General features: G+C 40.5%; 14 protein-coding genes. 8 read left to right on the top strand and 6 right to left on the bottom strand.

All coding sequences use genetic code 11. The features are described from left to right. The first annotated feature begins 10 nt into the window (after positions 1-10). Together B7E06_RS06870 and gntK are read left to right on the top strand one after the other, a co-directional pair. Positions 11-1,366 (top strand): GntT/GntP/DsdX family permease, encoded by a 1,356-nt coding sequence (locus tag B7E06_RS06870; RefSeq protein WP_082233274.1) that lies wholly within the window; start codon positions 11-13, stop codon positions 1,364-1,366. A gap of 81 nt (positions 1,367-1,447) precedes the next feature. Further along, a complete protein-coding gene (gene gntK, locus B7E06_RS06865) occupies positions 1,448-2,983 on the top strand; it encodes a gluconokinase (RefSeq protein ID WP_082233273.1) in 1,536 nt (511 codons plus the stop codon). 47 nt (positions 2,984-3,030) lie between these two features. Here gntK and B7E06_RS06860 read toward each other — a convergent pair whose 3' ends face one another. Then, positions 3,031-3,783, bottom strand: coding sequence for a MurR/RpiR family transcriptional regulator (locus B7E06_RS06860; RefSeq protein WP_082233272.1), 753 nt, complete (start codon positions 3,781-3,783; stop codon positions 3,031-3,033). 152 nt (positions 3,784-3,935) lie between these two features. Between B7E06_RS06860 and B7E06_RS06855 the strand changes: the two genes are divergently transcribed. The 4 genes from B7E06_RS06855 to manA all read left to right on the top strand — a co-directional run bounded on the left by B7E06_RS06855 (position 3,936) and on the right by manA (position 11,311). Then, entirely contained in the window at positions 3,936-5,900 is a 1,965-nt protein-coding gene (locus B7E06_RS06855) for a fructose-specific PTS transporter subunit EIIC (RefSeq protein ID WP_082233271.1), read from the top strand. Between the two features lie 69 nt (positions 5,901-5,969). Continuing rightward, positions 5,970-8,600, top strand: coding sequence for a glycoside hydrolase family 38 N-terminal domain-containing protein (locus B7E06_RS06850; RefSeq protein WP_082233270.1), 2,631 nt, complete (start codon positions 5,970-5,972; stop codon positions 8,598-8,600). 1 nt (position 8,601) lies between these two features. After that, positions 8,602-10,290 (top strand): sugar phosphorylase, encoded by a 1,689-nt coding sequence (locus B7E06_RS06845; RefSeq protein ID WP_082233269.1) that lies wholly within the window; start codon positions 8,602-8,604, stop codon positions 10,288-10,290. 61 nt (positions 10,291-10,351) lie between these two features. Then, complete coding sequence (gene manA / locus B7E06_RS06840) at positions 10,352-11,311, top strand: mannose-6-phosphate isomerase, class I (RefSeq protein ID WP_082233268.1); 960 nt, start codon at positions 10,352-10,354, stop codon at positions 11,309-11,311. Positions 11,312-11,369: 58 nt separating this feature from the next. On the opposite strand, the gene B7E06_RS06835 is transcribed toward manA, so the two are convergent. The 5 genes from B7E06_RS06835 to B7E06_RS06815 all read right to left on the bottom strand — a co-directional run bounded on the left by B7E06_RS06835 (position 11,370) and on the right by B7E06_RS06815 (position 16,600). After that, positions 11,370-12,236, bottom strand: a complete 867-nt coding sequence (locus B7E06_RS06835; RefSeq protein WP_082233267.1) for an ROK family protein — start codon at positions 12,234-12,236, stop codon at positions 11,370-11,372. Between the two features lie 8 nt (positions 12,237-12,244). After that, entirely contained in the window at positions 12,245-13,687 is a 1,443-nt protein-coding gene (locus B7E06_RS06830; RefSeq protein ID WP_082233266.1) for a sucrose-6-phosphate hydrolase, read from the bottom strand. Between the two features lie 62 nt (positions 13,688-13,749). Next, complete coding sequence (locus B7E06_RS06825) at positions 13,750-15,147, bottom strand: sucrose-specific PTS transporter subunit IIBC (protein WP_082233265.1); 1,398 nt, start codon at positions 15,145-15,147, stop codon at positions 13,750-13,752. A gap of 191 nt (positions 15,148-15,338) precedes the next feature. Beyond that, entirely contained in the window at positions 15,339-16,325 is a 987-nt protein-coding gene (locus B7E06_RS06820; RefSeq protein ID WP_082233264.1) for a LacI family DNA-binding transcriptional regulator, read from the bottom strand. A gap of 68 nt (positions 16,326-16,393) precedes the next feature. Then, positions 16,394-16,600, bottom strand: a complete 207-nt coding sequence (locus tag B7E06_RS06815) for a hypothetical protein (RefSeq protein ID WP_082233263.1) — start codon at positions 16,598-16,600, stop codon at positions 16,394-16,396. A 413-nt stretch (positions 16,601-17,013) separates the two neighbouring features. On the opposite strand from B7E06_RS06815, the gene ade reads away from it, so the two are divergent. Continuing rightward, entirely contained in the window at positions 17,014-18,789 is a 1,776-nt protein-coding gene (gene ade, locus B7E06_RS06810) for an adenine deaminase (protein ID WP_082233262.1), read from the top strand. 105 nt (positions 18,790-18,894) lie between these two features. Continuing rightward, positions 18,895-20,316, top strand: a complete 1,422-nt coding sequence (locus B7E06_RS06805) for a hypothetical protein (protein WP_082233261.1) — start codon at positions 18,895-18,897, stop codon at positions 20,314-20,316. The last annotated feature ends 12 nt before the right edge of the window (positions 20,317-20,328 follow it).

The following is a 20,328-nucleotide window of genomic DNA, read 5'->3' as shown; positions in this document are numbered from 1 at the left end:
AGGAATTAAAATGTCAGATTTATCGTTAATTTTTGTAGCAATGGCAGGAATATTTCTTTTACTTTTCCTTGTCATCCGCACTAAGCTTCACGCTTTTGTAGCTCTATTACTTGTCAGCTTAATTGTTGGTATTGCTGCTGGTATGCCGCTTAGCGGGGTTATCGAATCGATGGAAGACGGTATGGGCGGCACCCTTGGATTTGTGGCAATAGTTGTAGGTCTGGGTGCGATGTTTGGAAAGCTTCTCGAAGTTTCAGGCGGAGCTGAACGTCTTGCACAGACTCTAATTGCAAAATTTGGTGAAGATAAAGCCCAGTGGGCTCTTGGTATTACAGGTTTCCTAGTTGCTATCCCAGTATTCTTTGATGTTGGATTCATTATTCTTGTACCGATCGTTTATGGTTTAGCTAAGAAAGCCGGAAAATCTGTTTTGTACTACGGGATTCCATTATTGGCCGGGTTAGCTGTCACCCACAGTTTCATCCCCCCTACTCCGGGACCAATTGCTGTGGCCGACCTTGTTGGGGCAGATTTAGGATGGGTTATCTTGTTCGGTGCTATCGCTGGTTTACCAGCCATGATCCTTGCAGGACCTATTTTCGGACGTTATATTGCTTCTAAAATTGATGTTGGTGTACCAGATTACATGGAAAGTGATGATGATGAACCGAAAAAAGGATATGACAAAGAGCTTCCTGGATTCGGATTAATTACTAGTCTGATTCTAGTACCGCTTGTTTTAATTTTAGTCAATACTTTATCTGATTTATTGTTAGAAGAAGGAAATACTTTTAGAAGTATCGCCACTTTCCTGGGACACCCTTTTGTAGCATTAACCATAGCGACACTTCTTACATTTACTTTTCTTGGAACTAAGCGCGGCTATACCCGCCAGGATGTACAGGATATAGCCACTAAAGCACTGGAACCAGCAGGGATCATCATCCTAGTTACAGGTGCCGGTGGTGTATTTAAACAAGTACTTATTGATTCAGGTGTTGGAGATGTCTTAGGTAATATCATGATTCAATCTGCCTTACCGCCTGTACTTCTTGCCTTTGTTATTTCTACTGCTGTTCGTCTGGCACAGGGGTCGGCAACAGTAGCCATGGTAACAGCAGCTGGATTAATTTCACCTTTAATTGATACATTGGGCCTTGATGGACCGATGCTTGGTTTAATGGTTATTTCTATCGCTTCAGGAGCTACCGTGTTCTCACACGTTAACGACTCCGGTTTCTGGCTTGTTAACCGCTACTTTGGACTTGACGTAAAAGATACATTAAAATCCTGGACAGTAATGGAAACCATAATTGGTTTTGTAGGATTTGGTGTAGCATTTATCATCAGTCTGTTTATCGCATAAAATAAATGATATTCTAAAAAGGGATAGCCTTGTCTATCCCTTTTGTTTTCTAAGTAAATTAAGTTTAATGGAGGTTTATCCATGCAGTATTATTTAGGTGTAGATATAGGAACCACAAGTACGAAATCTGTTCTTTTTAATAAAAAAGGAGAAGTACAGGGACAGCATACAATTAATTACCCTTTACATACACCAAATCCTTTGGTGGCAGAGCAGGATCCTGAGGAAATTTTTGAAGCCGTTCTTGGAACCATTAGAGATGCCATTAGAAAAAGCGATGTGAACAGCAGCCAGGTTCAATTTGCTTCATTCAGTTCGGCCATGCACAGCTTCATCGCTGTCGATGAAAACAATACCCTTTTAACAAACAGCATCACTTGGGCAGACACTCGCAGTGCCGCATATGCTAAGGATATTAAAGAAAACCATAATGGCCACGAAATTTATTTACGGACAGGCACTCCGATTCATGCCATGTCTCCCCTGTCAAAATTACTTTGGCTGAAAACAGAAAAGCCAGAAATCTACAAAAAAGCGGCTAAATTTATTTCTATTAAAGAATACGTATTTTACAAACTGTTCGGTGAGTATGTAGTCGACCATTCCATCGCTTCTGCTACCGGTTTGTTCAACTTAAAAGATCTCGACTGGGATGAAGAAGCTCTACAGGTTGCCGGTATTACAAAAGGTAAGTTATCAACCTTAGTTCCTACCACTCATTCTATGACCGGGATAAAGAAAGAATATGAACAATTCTTAGGTCTTCCGGAGAATATACCATTTATCGTCGGGGCAAGTGACGGTGTATTGTCCAATTTAGGAGTTAATGCCATTGATCCAGGTGTCATTGCAGTGACCATTGGAACAAGTGGAGCCATCCGCAGTGTGACGAACGAACCTAAAACGGATCCAAAAGGGAGAATCTTCTGCTATGCCCTTACAGAAAAACATTGGGTAATCGGGGGGCCCGTTAATAACGGCGGCATGGTGCTGCGCTGGCTCCGTGATGAGTTTGCAGCAGCTGAAGTAGAAACTGCCAAAAGGTTAGGAATTGACCCTTATGATGTCCTGACAAAAATAGCAACGAACGTAAATCCCGGTTCGGACGGATTAATTTTCCACCCGTTCTTGACGGGTGAACGGGCTCCACTATGGAACTCCAGCGCCCGCGGCTCCTTCTTTGGCCTTAGCATTCACCATGAAAAGCAGCATATGGTTCGTGCAGTACTGGAAGGAATCATTTATAACCTTTATACTGTGTTACTAGCGCTTGAGGAACTGACAGGAGAGCCAAAGCGTATCCAGGCCACCGGAGGTTTTGCCCGTTCTACCGTTTGGCGGCAAATGATGACTGATATCTTTGATAAACCGGTAGTCGTTCCTGAGAGCTATGAAAGTTCCTGTTTAGGTGCAGTAGTCCTAGGTATGTATGCAACTGGTGAGATTGAAGATTTTAGTATCATTTCTGAAATGATTGGAACGACACATACACACGAACCGCAGCCGGAAACATCTTCCGTCTACCGTGAGCTGCTGCCGATATATATCCGCCTTTCACGTATATTAAAAGAAGAATACGACTCTATTGCCGAATTTCAGCGAAAACATATTCAATAAACAAAAATCCCCCGGGAAGGCTTTTGCCTCTGCCGGGGGATTTTTGTTTATTGATTTTCCGCTTTATGTTTTAAAAAATATTCAAATGTAAGATCGGCCAGCATAACTAAAGAAGACCGATTGGAAACATCGTAACCCTCATAAGAAACTTTCTGGACAGGTGCACTGATAGACTGCCGGCACATCTTATACAAATCGCTGGCCGGATTATTAGTAATCGCTGCAGTATTGATATTTAAATGATCCAGCTTTTCACAAGCTTTGATTAATGTTTCCGTTTCTCCGCTTGATGAAATAAAAATGACGAGATCATCCCGGCTTATCCAGTTACTTATAAGATCGATCATGTGAGATTCATATATATAGGTTGAAGAGAGATTCATCTGCATCAATCGCTTACTTAAATATTCCCCAATCATTTTAGTAAGCCCTACAGACAAAATAACAATCCGATCTGCTTTATCAAGAGAAAATGCTAGTTCTTCAAGGCTTGCAGAGCTTAATTGAGATAAGCTTTTTTGGACATCCTGAAGGTATCTTGTAATCGGATCTATATCTTCAGGGAGAACGTCAGAATGGCAGCTTTTTAAGAAAAATTTTAACTCCGAATAGCCTTCAAGACCGAGCTTATGACATAAACGAATGACTGTTGTTGTACTCACACTGTTTTCTTCAGCCATTTGAGTAAGCGGCATCATCTTTGATTGTTCCAAATGGTGCTCTATGAAATACAGTACGCGCTTTTCGGAGTGAGTCAGTAAAGGGATTTTCGCAGCAAATTTATCAAGTAAGACTCCCATAAGTAAGTTCCCCTTTCTGAAAGCTAATAAGATTATAGCATTTGAAATGTACAAATGTACATTTTCTGTATAACTGCTCTATATTCACATGTGTTACAAATAAATATAAGGGATGAAAACACTTACAAATAAGATTAAAAGAGGTGACTGGAATGAACTTAGCACAAATGACCGATCAGGCGCTCATTCGCTTTGATCTTATAGACACAAAGAAAAAAGATGTCATTTGGAAATTAACGGAACAATTATATGAACAAGGTTATCTTTCCTCTAAGGAGGACTTTTATCACGAAGTCCTTGAAAGAGAAAAATTATCGGCAACAGGCTTTGAAGCAGGTCTTGCTATTCCTCATGGTAAATCTGCTGCTGTTCAAAAAGCCGGATTTGCAGTGGCTCGCCTGGAAAAACCTATCGAAGACTGGGAAAGCATCGATCCAGACAATAAAGTAGAGCTTGTTTTTCTACTCGCAATTCCTGAAGGAGAAGCTGGATCCACACACTTAAACCTTCTAGCTGAATTAAGTACCCGCCTCATGGATAAAAAATATTATCATCAGCTGATGCAGGCTCAAAATGCCTCTGAATTCATGGATGCCCTTGATAATCATTCTCTAAAATCTAAAGAAGAGCCGTCCCAGGTTACAGATAAGACGGTATTAGTGATCACAGCCTGTGCCGCTGGTATTGCCCATACGTATATGGCGGCTGAGGCTATGGAACAGGCCGGAAAGAAAAAAGGAATTCGTGTTTTTTCAGAAAAACAAGGGGCTAACGGGCTTGAGGATGAACATACGGCAGACATGATTCGAAAAGCGGATGCCGTTGTTTTTGCTACAGACATTACTCCAAAAGGCAAGGAGCGTTATAAAGGACTTCCCTATGTACAAACAAGAGTCGCCGCTCCTCTTGAGAAAGCGGAAGAGCTGCTTGACCGTGCGTTAAATCAGCCCGATGGAAAAGTTGAAGGAAATGGGTCTGGTGAGGAAGTAATGACAGCTAATAAAAAACAAGGCGTTCTTGCTGAAATGGGACAGGCCATACTAACTGGGATCTCTTATATGATTCCTGTCATCGTAGCAGCAGGTTTAATGATGGGAATTGCTAAGCTTGGGGCTATTCCATTTGGACTGGTTAACGAAATCAGTGATCCAAGCTACGCCACTTCTGGCAATGAACTTTTTGTAATTCTTCACCATTTGGATAAATTCGGCTTTTTAATCTTTCAATTTATGTATCCGATTTTTGCTGCATTTACCGCCTATTCCCTTGCAGATCGAGTAGGAATTGTTGCCGGCTTTATCGGTGGTTTATTTGCTGCAGGTGTTCATTATCAGTATTGGGGCATAGAAGAAGGTATCCCCTCTGGATTCCTTGGAGCTTTAATTTTAGGTTTAACCGCTGGTTACCTTGCCAGATTTCTAAATGAAAAAATAAAATTAAATAAAAACTTTCAGGCTATGAAGCCGATGTTAATTATTCCGGCCATTAGTGTTTTATCTATTTTCTTATTGAACTTTTACATTGTTGATCCTGTATTCGGCGGTTTAAATGAGCTGCTGCGTGTAACGATTGAATCAGCCCAGGAATCAGGGGAAATCGTTTTATCTACCATTATTGCTTCTGCGACTGCCTTTGACCTTGGTGGACCAATTAATAAAGCTGCTGGTGCTATAGCGATTGGTTTAGCGGCCGATGAAATTTTCCCATTAACTGCACGGGTACTTGCTATAGTTATACCGCCAATTGGGTTGGGACTGGCTACAGTATTAGACCGCTTTGTTGTAGGACGGAGAGTCTTCGACGCCAACTTGCGTGTAGCAGGAAACACTTCCATCCTGTTAGGATTTATTGCTATCAGTGAAGGTGCCATACCATTTATGCTTAGAAACCCAGTTATAACCATCCCAATTAACATTCTGGGTGCAATTATCGGCTCAGTTACAGCCGTCCTGCTTGGAGCTGTCCAATGGTACCCTCTTCCGGCATTCTGGGGATGGCCGCTTGTTGAAAATGTCTGGTCCTATTTAATTGGTCTGGCCGTCGGTGCACTGTTTATAGCGTTTGCAAACATATTTGTTCGCCATGCCCTTATTAAAAAGGGACGTCTTAAGATTTAACTAAAACCTTACATTGACAGCCTGTCTGATTGAATCAGATAGGCTGTCCTTATGACAGGAGGATTTCTAATGAGTAAAAAAAGAGTGTACGTTGTCCCTCACTCCCACTGGGACAGGGAATGGTACTTTACAATAGAAGATTCGAATGTACTTCTCGCTGAGAACCTTGACCATTTGATTCAGCTTTTAGAAGAAAATGTGGACTATCATGGGTATGTATTTGACGCTCAGGTTTCAGTTGTAGATGAATATTTAAAAGTCCGTCCTTTCCATGCAGAAAGATTACGTAAACTGATTACAGAAAAGCGCATCTTTGTAGGCCCATGGTATACACAGGCTGATTCCCTGCTTGTTCATAAAGAAGCACTGGTACGTAACCTGCTCTATGGTGTAAAAGGAGCGGATGAAATGGGCCATTCCCTGAATATAGGCTATCTACCAGATATATTTGGACAAAATCAGTACCTTCCTTCTGTGTTTATGGGATTGGGAATAGAACACTCTATTTTGCAGCGCGGAATTTATTCAGATCAGCTCGATGGAAACACGAACTTTTTATGGGAAAGTCCGGATGGTATTAAGATTCCGACAAACCTAATCCCTTTAGGCTATGGCCCTGGGAAATTCCTCAGCTCTGATGATGAATTCTATGAAGAACGTCTGCTGCCTATGCTGGAGAAACTGAAAGAGCAAAACTGTGATACAGACCACCTGCTTCTCCCTGCGGGCGGAGACCAAGTGCTTGTCCGTGAGCACTTTCCTAAGACCATTGATGAATTAAATAAGAAAAGTGACGACTATGAATTTCTGCTGTCAGATTATGAATCATTTATGGAGGATACGTGGAAGAATAAACCCTTCACCCATACAGTAAAAGGAGAACTGATTGGTACAGAATCAGCCCGTATTCACAATACTATCGGATCTCAGCGTTATGACTTAAAGAGCTTAAATGATAAAGTCGAACACAAAATCATTAACCAGCTGGAACCTTTAGCCGTGATCGGACAAAGTCTCGGACTTAGATACCCCCAGGAATGGCTGGATATTATGTGGAAACAGCTGTTTGATGTCCATGCCCATGATAGTATCGGTGGTTGTAATTCTGATGACACCAATCACGATATTAAGCAACGGCTTATAAAAATTGATCGCCAGGCTGACGGGCTGATGAATCTTTTGAAAAAGCAAATGACAAGCGCTGTTTCTAAAACTCTAAAGAACGACAATATCGTCGTTTTTTGGAACACTCACCCTAAGCCTTATCAAGGACCCCTTGAAACCGTGTTGTTTACCCGCTCTCCTCATATTGGAATCCATTCCATAGATGGGGAGCAAATAGATCTTACCGTGACAGAACAGGAGTATTTAAGTGGAGGCAAAAAAATTGTTGTAACAGCAGAGGGTGATAAAGAAGTTGAAATTCCGGGCTACTATCGTACAAAGGTAATTATTCATAAAGCACAGCTTCCTTCCCTTGGTTATACTACTTTCTGTATTTTCGAAGATACACCAAGTCATAAATTACAGTCTTCAACTCAATCAGAGATCAGCAATGAAGCTTACTCAGTGACTTACGAGAATGGCCGCTTTTCCTTACAGGACAGGACATCTGGGCTCACTCTCAATGATTTCCTTCAATTTGAAGATACTGCTGATGCGGGGGATTCTTATGATTACTCTCCTTTACAGGGAGATACCCCCATTCTTTCCGGTGAAGCTGAGCTTCTTTCAATAAAGCAGTCGGAAAAAGTGAAAAAGCTGACTATCCGGCATAAACTTCACCTTCCTGAAGATTTAGAAGCTCGAAAGCAAAATTTGTCAGATACTACTTTATCAATTGATACAGAAATTGAACTTCGCTCGGATGAAGCATACGTGAGACTAAAGCATGTAATTAATAATAAGGTGAAAGACCACCGGATAAGAGCCCTCATAAAGTCCCCTGTTATTGATCCAACTCACTCTTACGGGGATCAAGGCTACAGTTTAATCGGCCGAACTGCCGTTAATAACCGGATAAAAACCTGGCGTGAAGCAGGATATAAAGAAGCCCCCGTCTCGATTTACAAAATTGAACAGTTTGCTGGAATACTCGAGGAAAAAGGCTCTCTTATTGCCTTCACTAAAGGAATAAAGGAATATCAAGTGTCAGAGAACACTTTGGCCTTAACATTGTTTAGAAGTGTAGGATTGTTAGGACGTGATGACTTATTATGGCGTCCCGGACGGGCATCAGGAATTAATAACAAAGTGGTAACTACACCTGATGCTCAGCTGCAGGAAAAGATGACGTTTGAATATGCGCTGCAGCTGTCACCTAATAAACTTCCCGCCGACACACTCTTTGCAACTGCAGACCAATACAAAGAGCGTTATGTTTCTTATCAGCTTCAGGATTTAAATACTTTTGAAGAACGGCTGGATCGTTTTGAGATCCCTTATCCAGTAAAAGAACTGCCTGCAGAATATTCTTTAGCAGAGGTATCAAGTGATCTATTTGTGAGCTCCCTTAAGAAATCTCACGACAATAACAGCATAATTATCAGGCTCTATAATCCTTGTGAAGAGCCGAAAACAATTAATATTTCCACAAAGTATAAAATGGAATTAGTGAACTTAAAGGAAGAACCAGCAGAAGGTGACCTTATTGTTCCTGCTCGAGGATTTCAAACCATTCAATTAAGCAAGGAGGTTTAACATGAACAAATCACAGCTTTTACAAAAAATTGAACTTCATTTAGAAAAAATCTATCATCAAGTAAATGAAAAGGATCTTAGTCTATTTAAAGATCTGATAGACCGTTGGTCGAAGGAAAAATGGCAGGCGGCAGAAGCGCCATCGGAAGAGAATATCTATTTAATTGCTTACGGAGACAGCGTTATCCATAAAAATGAACCGACTCTTCCGGTTCTCCACAAATTTTTAACAGAAGAAGCAGGCGATCTCATCACAGATGTTCACCTGCTCCCTATGTTTCCTTATACTTCAGATGACGGATTCTCAGTAGTAGATTACCGTTTGATTGATCCAAAGCTTGGTGAATGGAATGATATCAATCGATTTTCCCGTGATTTTCGAATGATGTATGATTTTGTAGCTAACCATATCTCACAATCCAGCCATTGGTTTAAGGGTTATTTAAACGATGACCCGAAATACAAAAACTACTTCATCCCAGAAGATCCCGACTTTGATACTAGCCAGGTGGTACGTCCCCGTACCTCTCCACTCTTTCATCAATATGAAAATGAAAAAACAGCCTGGACTACCTTTAGTGAAGATCAAGTAGATGTCAATTTCAAACATATTCCAGTACTTGTTGAAATGACAGATATTCTGCTTGAATATGCGTATAATGGGGCCGCAGGTATTCGTCTGGATGCTATCGGATTTATATGGAAAGAATCGGGTACCTCTTCTATCCACCTGCCGCAGGCTCACGAAATCATTAAACTCTGGCATACAATTCTAAATGCCTTTAAACCTAATACGCAAATTATTACAGAAACAAATGTACCTCATAAAGAAAACATCAGTTATTTTGGCAATAGTGAGGATGAGGCTAATATGGTCTACCAGTTCAGCCTTCCGCCATTAGTCCTTTACAGTTTGATGACTCATAACGCAAGGAAACTATCTGACTGGGCAAAAACTATAAACAAAGTATCAGATGATGCCACGTACTTTAATTTCCTTGCAAGCCATGATGGAATTGGCATGCGACCTGCAGAAGGAATCCTTACTGAACAAGAAAAACAAAGTCTCGTAGAACAAGTTCAAAGAAACGGTGGAAAAGTATCCTATAAAAGCAACCCTGATGGCAGTCAATCGGTGTATGAGCTAAATATTAATTACTCCGAAGCCCTAATTAATAAAGGCGAAGATACAACGGAAGATCTTCAAATTCAAAAGATGCTTGCCGCTCATTCAATTTTACTATCTGTCATTGGCGTACCTGCTATCTATTATCACTCACTTCTGGGTTCCTCTAATGATTATCAAGGATTAAAACAGTCAGGGATCCCCCGAAGAATTAACAGAGAGAAATTAGAATATGAAACCATTAAAAAAGAACTTGTCAGCAGCAGCCGCAGATCTGGAATTTTTAATGGTTTAAAAGATATGATGGCTGTCCGTAAACAGGAAAGCGCCTTTTCTCCATATGCTCACCAGGAGGTTATAGATATAGACGACCGCATCTTTAGCCTAAAACGCAGAAATAGTGAAAGTGATGAAGAAATCTTCTTTGCCGTCAACACTTCCACACAACCTGTTCAGTTCTCTAATCCTTATAAAAACGCAGAAGAATTTACTGTTCTTCATGGAAATCGTATAGAAGAAACGATTACTCTGGGTGCCTATGAGTTTATCTGGGTAAAACGCTGACATAAAAATTATGGTACAATGCCGATAGAGTTGAACTAACAGTCAAAGGTGTGAGCAAAGAATGTATAATGAACCTATTTTCTTAGAGCCAGAATTTAAAGAACGTATTTGGGGAGGAACAAAGCTTAAAGAAATTTTCAACTATGACATTCCTTCTCAAGAAACTGGTGAATGCTGGGGGATTTCCGGTCATGCAAATGGACCAAACCGGATCAAAAACGGCCCTCTTGCCGGAAAAACATTAGGAGAAGCCTGGGAACAACATCGTGAATTGTTTTCCAATGAAGAAGGAGAAGAATTCCCTCTCCTGGTCAAGATCCTTGACTCTAAGAAAGATTTATCAGTACAAGTTCATCCTGATGACCAATATGCCCGTGATGTAGAAAATGAGACGTATGGTAAAACAGAATGCTGGTATGTCATTGATTGCGAAGAAGGCTCGGAAATTATTTTTGGCCACCATGCGAAAGGCAAAGAAGAATTAACATCTATGGTTCAAAATGGGCAATGGGATAAGCTGCTTAGAAAAATTCCCGTTAAGCCAGGAGACTTTTTCTATGTACCAAGCGGCACGATCCACGCGATCGGTGAAGGAATTCAAATCTTAGAAACGCAGCAAAGCTCCGACATCACTTATCGTGTATATGACTATGATCGTGTAGGACAGGACGGACAAAAACGTGAGCTGCACCTTGATCATTCACTTAATGTAACCACTGTTCCTCATGAAGACCCTTTACTCAAAAGAGAAGCTTCAGCTATAGACGGTCTGCGCTATGAAAAGCTTGTAGAAGAAGACTATTTCACTGTCTTCCTTTGGGAACTTGAGGGGCGCAGCAAAGAAATCACTCTTCAAAGATACAGATTGATGAGTGTTCTGGATGGCAGAGGCCGCATTACCATTGACGGGGTAGATTATTCTTTTAAAAAAGGGGATCATTTTATTGTCCCATCTACCGTTCAAAGCTATACGGTTACAGGAAAAGCGAAAATTATAACTTCTCATTCAAATAAAGCATAAAACAAAAACACGTTCAGTAATTAAAACTGAAACGTGTTTTTTTGTGCATACATGACTTTTAATTCATAACAAGCCCAAGAGCACCTTTTATTCCCGCCTCTGTAGTTAAGCCAGGGGGCACTATATATTCATCAATATTATTTGCGTTCAGCCTAGGTGAACTAACATAGCCATTCAGCATTTCAATGACATATTTTCTCACCTTCCCAAATAACTGTTCCTGCTGCATCACGCCCCCGCCCATAATAATCCGCTCAGGGGAAAGAATATATATAAAATTAACAAGGCCCTGCGCCAGGTAGTAAGCTTCAAGATCCCATACTTTCGGATCGTCAGCCAGCTCGATTCCTTTTTTACCCCATCGTGCTTCAATAGCCGGTCCAGCTGCCATGCCTTCCAAGCAATCCTTATGGTAAGGGCATTTCCCTTCGTAAGAATCCGCTTGATGACGGCGCACACCAATATGCCCCATCTCCGGGTGGGAAAGACCTTTAACTGTCGCTCCATTTACAACGGCTCCTGCTCCGATTCCTGTCCCGACTGTTATATACAAACATGTATTTACATCCGTTGCATTCCCCCAGCGCGATTCAGAAAGAGCTGCGACATTCACATCTGTATCTACGACAACGGGTATTTCAAGCTGCTTAGTAATTTCACCAGCCAACGGGAAATCAATCCAGTCGATTTTAGGAGTCTTTTGAATAGTTCCATAGGAGCCGCCCTCTTTATTTAAATCAATTGGACCAAAGCTGCCGATCCCCATTCTTTCAATTCCTTTGTCTTTAAAAAATTGATAGACTTTAGGCATTGTAATAGATGGAGCTTCCGTTGGGATGACGACCTTTTCAAGAATTTCCCCCTGATCATTTCCTACGGCACATATAAATTTAGTGCCTCCCGCTTCAATTGCGCCAAGCTTCATACTTCTAATCACCTCTTAAAGTTTTCTAGCTTTATTGTATCACTTTTCAAATTCCATACTTTTAAACCTGGAGAGTTTTGAGAATTTATTTTTAGTATTCGATTGGATGGATCAGCGAAAACCCTCGAAGTAAATACTTCTTCTCCACGATTCACAAAAATCTCCAGAGAGGAATGATCCACAAAGATTTGCAGATGATGTAATGGATCCTTCAAAATACAGCTGCGCTCCTCTATCTTTCCATCTGTGTAACTCTGCCTTTCTAAAGTAAGCATCCTGCTTTGAGGCTCATATTTTAATTTTGCATAATCAAAGAGATCCATAGAATCAATACAACCATCAATTAAAACCTCTGATGTTCTTTCGATTTCTAAAGAAATGGCCCCATTGATCGTTGTATTTATTCGTTCATTTATTCTCAGCTCTTTCATTTCTGTTAGTGGACGCTGAAAGAGATCCTCACCTTTTAGTAAAATCTCCCGCGGGAGAGTCATTTGGTGAACCCAACCGTTTACAACAGTAGGCTGGAGCTTCTCGTTTTGATCGGGCACTCCCATCCAGCCAATAACAATCCTCCTGCCTTTATCATCTAAAGTGGATTGCGGAGCATAAAATTCAAAGCCTCTGTCCAGTTCCGTAAAAGTCCCATGATTATAAACGCCCAGCTCATAATCAAGTTTACCTTTAACATATCCTGTCTGATACTTGTTATTGTAATGAATTTCATCTGCCTCAATCCCTTGCGGAGAAAACATAAGGACGTCTTTCCCGCCCAGTTCAAACAGATCCGGACATTCCCACATATACCCTAAGTCTGTTAAAGGCTTTTGATCAGCATGACTTAGGATTCCTCTGTGTGTCCATTCTTCTAAATCCTTAGATTCAAATAAGACGACTGCTCCACGCTCATCTTTCGTCTGTGCCCCAATTACCATATACCAGCTTCCACCATGTGACCAAACCTTAGGATCTCTAAAATGAGCGGTATAGTTTTCAGGAAGTCTGATTTTAACTCCTTTTTTAATAAAAGAGATTCCATCATCAGATTCCGCTAATATTTGATAACTCTCTCTGTTGTTATGCTCATCTTTTACATTACCAGTATAGAAGATCTTTAACTTATCTCCTTCCGTAATAGCGCTCCCGGAATAACAGCCATTTTTATCAAACCAATCACTTGGAGTTAACGCAATCGGTTCAAGCTTCCAATACACCAAATCCTCCGAAGTGTAATGTCCCCAAAACTTAGCGCCGTGACCCGTTTCAAACGGCATCCACTGAAAGAATAAATGATATGTTCCATTCCACTGAATCCACCCATTGGGATCATTCAGCAGACCGGTAGGAGGAGCTAAATGAAATCCCGGATAATAGGGATCATTTTTTACAGTTTCTCCTTGATTTTCTACAGCGGCATAAGCTTGCTGTTTCAGCACGTCATCCTGCTTCATAAGTTTAAATACTCCCTTACAAGAAAAGGAGACCCAGTAATATCCAGGTCTCTCTTTCGTTCTTATTTTTTATCTAGCATTTTATCATTAAATCCAAACATATAAGTTAATCCAAACGCTAACCCGATGGCTACAATGTTTACAAGCAAGTAGCCAAAAATCTGAGAGTTGAGATAGAGGAGGGTACCAGGTATTACTGTAATTGCCATTCCTGTTGCTTCCAGGTTAAGGATAGATGCAAGAAACCCGGACGCTCCACCTGCGATAATTCCCATTACAAATGGCTTCATGTATCTTAAGTTTACCCCGAAAATCGCCGGCTCAGTAATTCCTAAGAAAGCGGAAAGTGCAGATGGATAAGACAGCGCTTTTAGCTTTTTAGATTTCGTTTTTACAGCTACAGCTAAGGCAGCTCCACCTTGTGCTGCGATTGCCCCTGTAATAATTGGATTAAACGGGTTAGCTCCCAAGTTTTCTAAAAGCTGAATCTCCAGGAAGTTGAAGATATGGTGAATACCTGTGATTACGATAATCTGGTGTGTTAAACCAATGATTAAGCCACTTAGTCCAAACGGCAAATCAAGCAGGAAGAGCATCGCTTCAAAAATTCCATTTTCAGCCGCGTGAAGGATTGGGCCTAGAATGAACAGTGATAGAGTAATCATTACAAGCAGCACAATAAAAGGTGTCAGAATCAAGTCTAATGCTTCAGGGACACGTTTACGACACCATTTCTCCAGCTTCGCACCAACAAAGCCTGCGAAAAATGCCGGTAGTACAGATCCTTGATATCCGATGATTGGAATAAAATCCAGGAAGTATATCGGATCAGCGTTACCCTCTGCAACCGCCCAGGCATTGGGCAGTGATGGAGAAACAAGCATTAACCCTAAGACAAGACCTATAACCGGAGTTCCCCCGAATACCCTAAAAGCCGACCATGCGACAAGTGCAGGCAGGAATACGAACGCCGTATCTGTTAGTACTTGTGTAAAAAGTATCAAATTTTCCGGAACGCTGTCTGGAGTCAGTCCAAAAATCTGAAGAATTTGCTCTTGCAGCAGCAATCCTCGAAGACCCATAAATAAACCAGTAGCTACAAGAACAGGAATAATAGGTACAAACACATCACCAAACACCCGTATCGCTCGCTGGAATGCATTCCCCTGTTTAGCCGTTTTCTCTTTCATTTCTGATTTTGTACTTCCTTCTACTCCAAGTTCAGTGACTGCTTCATATACGCGGTTAACGGTACCTGTCCCAAAGATCACCTGATACTGGCCGGAATTATAAAAAGCCCCTTTAACTTTTTCAATTTCTTCTAAAGCTTCCGCATTCACTTTCTCACGATCATGAACCATTACCCTTAAACGAGTAGCACAGTGAGCAATTGACTGGATATTCTCTTCTCCCCCAACCGCTTCAATCACTTGCTTAGCGATTTCTGAATAGCTGGCCATTTTTTCTTCCTCCCTTATCTTTTTGTGTGATCGATTACACATCATTCAAAAATAATATGATAGCACTTTCAAAATTTCAATTTGTGTAATCGATACCACATTGTCAAAATAAAAAATGTAAGCGTTTGTAAATTACTTCAAAAAATTGAGGATGATGTGTAATCGATCACATATCCTCTGTTTAAATAGTATCATACACTATCACCTTTAATCAGTCTATAGTTTTGTATATATTTTTCTTTTTCCTTTTTTTTCTTTATTTGGTCTATTAGAAGACGGGCTGTTTTTTCACCTGCTTCTTTATTAAAATAGTCCACTGTCGTTAACGATGGAGTGACATGCTTAGAAAGAGTAGATGCCCCGATACCAGCAACAGCCATATCATTTGGAATTTTAAAGCCTTGTTCCCGCAGGTACTCCATAGCACCTATAGCCATTGAGTCTGTTACAGCAAACACGGCAGTCGGTAATTGACGATTATCTTTAATAATGTTCTTCATGCTCTCATAACCAGATTCAATGCTAAAGTCCCCTGTTTGTATCCAGCTTTCCACTATTGGAAGTTCGTATTTCGAAAGAGTGTCCAGGTACCCTTTCTTTCGCAGTTGTCCAACAGATGGATCATCTTCCTTTACACCGATAAAAGCAATTTTTTTATGTCCGTGGTTAACAAGCATATTTGTTAGATCTGCTGCTGCATGATAATCATCATAAACAATAGAAGTAACATCGGGTAAATCCTGCCCTAAAGAGATAAAGGGTAAATTAGCATCTTTTATCGTCGAGATTAGCTTGTTATTAATATTTGTAGCTAATAATATAATTCCGTCCACATGCCGGCTTTGCAAAAGCTTAATATACTCAATTTCCTTGCTTCTATCTAACTCTGTATCTGTTAATAGAATTTGAAAATTCTCTTTTGCTACTACTTCATTAATTCCGCTTACTACCCTGCTCGCTGTTTCTGTATTAATCCTGGGAAGTATGACACCGATAACTCCTGACTTTTTCGTTCTTAGTGATTTAGCAGAAAGACTAGGAATATAGCCGGTTTCTTCTACGATTTTTACAATTCTTTTTCGAACTTCTTCGCTTACATAACCATTATTGTTAAGAACTCTAGAAACGGTTGTGCGGGAAACATTCGCCATTTTTGCAATATCATTGATTGTTGTCATCCTCTGGCCCCCTCACTCATCTACAATTATTTTATGGGAAAAGTGAGGAAATGTCTATGTAATCCCTTTTATCCTTTCTTACCGTACTTGGAAAATCTCTTTAACTCCTCATAGAATCTATAACAGTCCTCGCACAGTTCAACCCACGACGTATTTCCGTTTGTCACTGTAACTAATTCCCTTTCATCCATAAGTTCTTTACACTTCCAGCAGGTGGATTTCGTGACAGCAGCTTCTAATAACTCTTTTCTGTTCAGATGATCAAAGTAACTCATAGCGATCCCTCCGCATGTATTGGTACTCATACAATATCGTGGATCTATGAATCTTGCTAATATGTAAAAATGTCTTTTTTAAGCCCTGAATTTAGTAAAGTTTTAATAACCTTTAAGGGAAAATATTTTTTTGGTTTTTGTTTATTATAATTTATACAATTATTAAGATTATTCAATTTTGAAAAAGGCTGTTTTCTTAGAGAACTCTTCACCGTTTTGTTACTAACACCCTTATGTACACAAACTGAAGTTGATAAAGATTATCATTATCGCCCAAGATATTATCCTTCTTTTTCCTTCTGTCAAGTTACTTACCAATTAAATTGACGTTCTTTCCTGCTTCTTCTATACTATCGATTAACTAAATGAGCTTTTTAACTTTAGACGGTCTTTTAAAAAGGAGGAATTCATCCATGTCTATGGATATTAGAAAAAAAATAGCATCTGCTGCTCTCGGTAATCTAAAAGCAGATGTTATTATTACCAACGGGATTTTGGTCAACGTCCATTCTAAAGAACTACTTTATCAAAAAGAAATCGCTATAAATGAAGGATGCATCAGCTTTATTGGCGACTGCTCTCACTTACGAGGTGATGAAACTATTGTATTGGATGCTACTAACCGATATATAACACCAGGCTTAATGGATGGCCATATGCATGTAGAAAGTACGATGCTTACTGTGACTGAATTTGCCAAAGCAGCAATCAAAAAAGGGACAACCTCTATATTTATGGATCCTCATGAGATTGCTAACGTGTTTGGTCTTGAAGGTGTGCATTGGATGCATGAAGAAGGGCAGCAGCTTCCTCTAAGAGTTTTTACCACTGTACCTTCATGTGTTCCAGCTACAGACAATTTAGAAGATGCCGGAGCAGAGCTTCTACCCGAAGAAATTGAAGAGGCTCTTCAATGGAAAAACGTTGCAGGACTTGGGGAAGTAATGAATTTTCCAGGTGTCGTTCATGGAGAACAAAAAATGATGAAAGAAATCGATGCAACAATAAAAGCTGGAAAAACAGTAACAGGGCACATTCCTTCTAAAGATCCCGGTCTTCTCCAAGCTTATATCGCTTCAGGGATTACTTCATGTCACGAAACAGTGACCCGCGAACAAGCTATTGAAAAAGTAAGGTTAGGCATGCATCTGATGATCCGTGAAGGTTCTGCCTGGCAGGACGTGAAACAACTCGCACCGGTTATCACAAAAGATAAGCTGCCTACAGAGAATATGTCCTTAATTACGGATGATGTGTATCCTCAAACATTGGAAGCTGAGGGGCACCTTAATTATGTCGTACGCAAAGCTATCCAAGAAGGAATCGATCCTGTTACAGCTATCCAGCTGGCAACCATAAATGCAGCCAATTATTTTGGTTATGGAAACAACTTAGGCAGTTTGGTGCCAGGTAAATATGCAGACCTTTTATTGATAGATGATTTGGAGAAAATGGAACCTTCTACTGTAATGATAAATGGAGAAGTCATATACGATGAAGGCAAGTATCAAATTGATTTCCCTGCCTATAGTTATCCTGAAAAAGCAAAACAATCTGTTAAAGTTAAGGGTCCTCTCCAGCCTGACGATTTTCTCGTTAAAACAAACAGAGAAGATATAACGAAAGTCAATATCATTCATGCCCTGGAAAACAATGCGAGAACGAAGCAGTCCTCCGCTGTATTATCCGTAGAAAATGGACGTATCCAGCCGGATATCGATCAGGATATCATTCACTTATCCTGTATCGACCGTCATCATCAAAGTGGAGCCATATCTAATGCATTTGTAAGCGGATTTGGAATTAAGAAGGGTGCTGTAGCTTCCACAGTTGCTCATGACAGTCATAATCTACTCGTTATGGGATCTGATATTAAAGACATGGCGTATGCTGCAAATGAACTGATTAATAGAGGCGGAGGAATGATCGTTGTAGAAAATCAAAAAGTCATTGCTGAAGTACCTCTGCCAATAGCTGGTCTAATGTCCGATCAGCCAGTAGAAAAAGTAACAAAACAGGTCCAGGAATTAGAAAGAGCTTGGGCTCACTTAGGATGTAATCTGCATGCTCCGTTTATGACTTTTTCTCTCATCGCACTGCCTGTCATTCCATCATTAAGAATTACCAATCGCGGACTTGCTGATGTCGATACTTTTTCTCTTATTCCATTAGAATTAGAAATGGAATAACTTAAAAGCGAGGCCGGCTTCTTAGATAAAACACCCAATCGCTTTCCCACGCATAATCTACTCCTAGATCGCCTCTGCTACGGGGCGTTCAAGGAGGTATCTTACGTGGAACTGACATTATCTCACTGGCTCTATGGTTTTTTTACCTTACTCATCATTATGACGATGGTTTTTCGAAAAGGGGTTGTTCTTCCTACCCTGCTTGGGACCTTTATTATCGCCTGGGTTTTTAATGGAAGTTTAATAGGAGGATTTACTGCCGTATTTAATGCAAATTTAGTGGCAGCTAAAGAATTATTCAATATTTTCCTTATCATCACTTTTATGGTTGCCCTTCTCCATTCTTTAAAGGACCTTGATGCAGACAGGAGAATGATTGAACCACTGCAAAAAATAATGATAAATAGTCATATTTCTTTTTTTGTATTAATCATTATCACCTATCTCATTTCTTTGTTTTTTTGGCCAACACCAGCGGTTCCTCTCATATGTGCCCTTCTCGTTCCAGCTGCAGTACGTACAGGACTTCCAGCGATAACAGCCGCAATGGCTGTTGCATTAGCCGGCCAGGGAATGGCCCTGTCATCCGATTATATTATTCAAGTAGCCCCTGGCATTTCTGCTAAATCAGCCGGTTTATCTACAGCTGCCGTAATGGACCAGGCTCTAGTTCTATCTTTAATTACCGGAGGAGTCGCTATTTTCTTAGGTTACTTTATGAGTAGAAAAACATTTCGGAGATCTTCTGATCCAAGAAACGAGGAAGAAATTCTTTTAATGCAGGGAGTTACAAAAAAGCATCCTTCTAAAGATACCAACCTTCACATATGGAGCAGACTATTCGCTGTGATTGTCCCTCTATCTATGCTGGCTGTTATGATTTTTATGGTTCTCTCCAAAGTTAACTCGGGCAGTTCAGGCAATTTTGAAGGCGGAGATGGAGCAGCTTTTATTGGGGGCGTTGCTGCCGTGCTGCTTCTTTTATCCACTGCAGCTTTTGGAAAGCTTCGTGCCTTAGATTATATTAGTGACCATATCACCGATGGATTTGTTTTTGCTTTTAAAGCAATGGGGCCGGTGATTCCTATTGCTGGTTTTTTCTTTCTTGGCAGCCCGGACTTCGCAGGTAATATTCTGTCCATAAATGAAGAATCAGCACCTGCCTTACTATTTGATCTTGTTCAGTCTACGCAGGACATTCTTCCTCAAAGTGCCTTTTTGGCAGCACTCAGTATATTAATTATCGGAATTATTACAGGGCTGGATGGGTCCGGTTTCTCCGGCCTTCCTCTAACCGGAGCTTTATCTGCATCTCTTGCTAATAGCAGCATCGATCCAGTTACCCTGGCAGCCATTGGTCAAATGGGGTCCATATGGACAGGAGGCGGTACCATTATTGCCTGGTCTTCTCTCATTGCGATTGCCGGTTTTTGCGGAGTACCCGTGATGGAGCTTGTCAGAAAAAATTTCATTCCGGTTATTACAGGATTATTTATATCCACTGTGCTCGCCATATTTATATTCTAAATGTAAAGAAAC

It is taken from the genome of Halobacillus massiliensis, assembly GCF_900166625.1.
GTDB classification, from domain to species: Bacteria; Bacillota; Bacilli; order Bacillales; family Halobacillaceae; genus Halobacillus_A; species Halobacillus_A massiliensis.
Note: the sequence above shows the minus strand (reverse complement) of the source record. Positions and strands in the feature narration are given on the sequence as shown.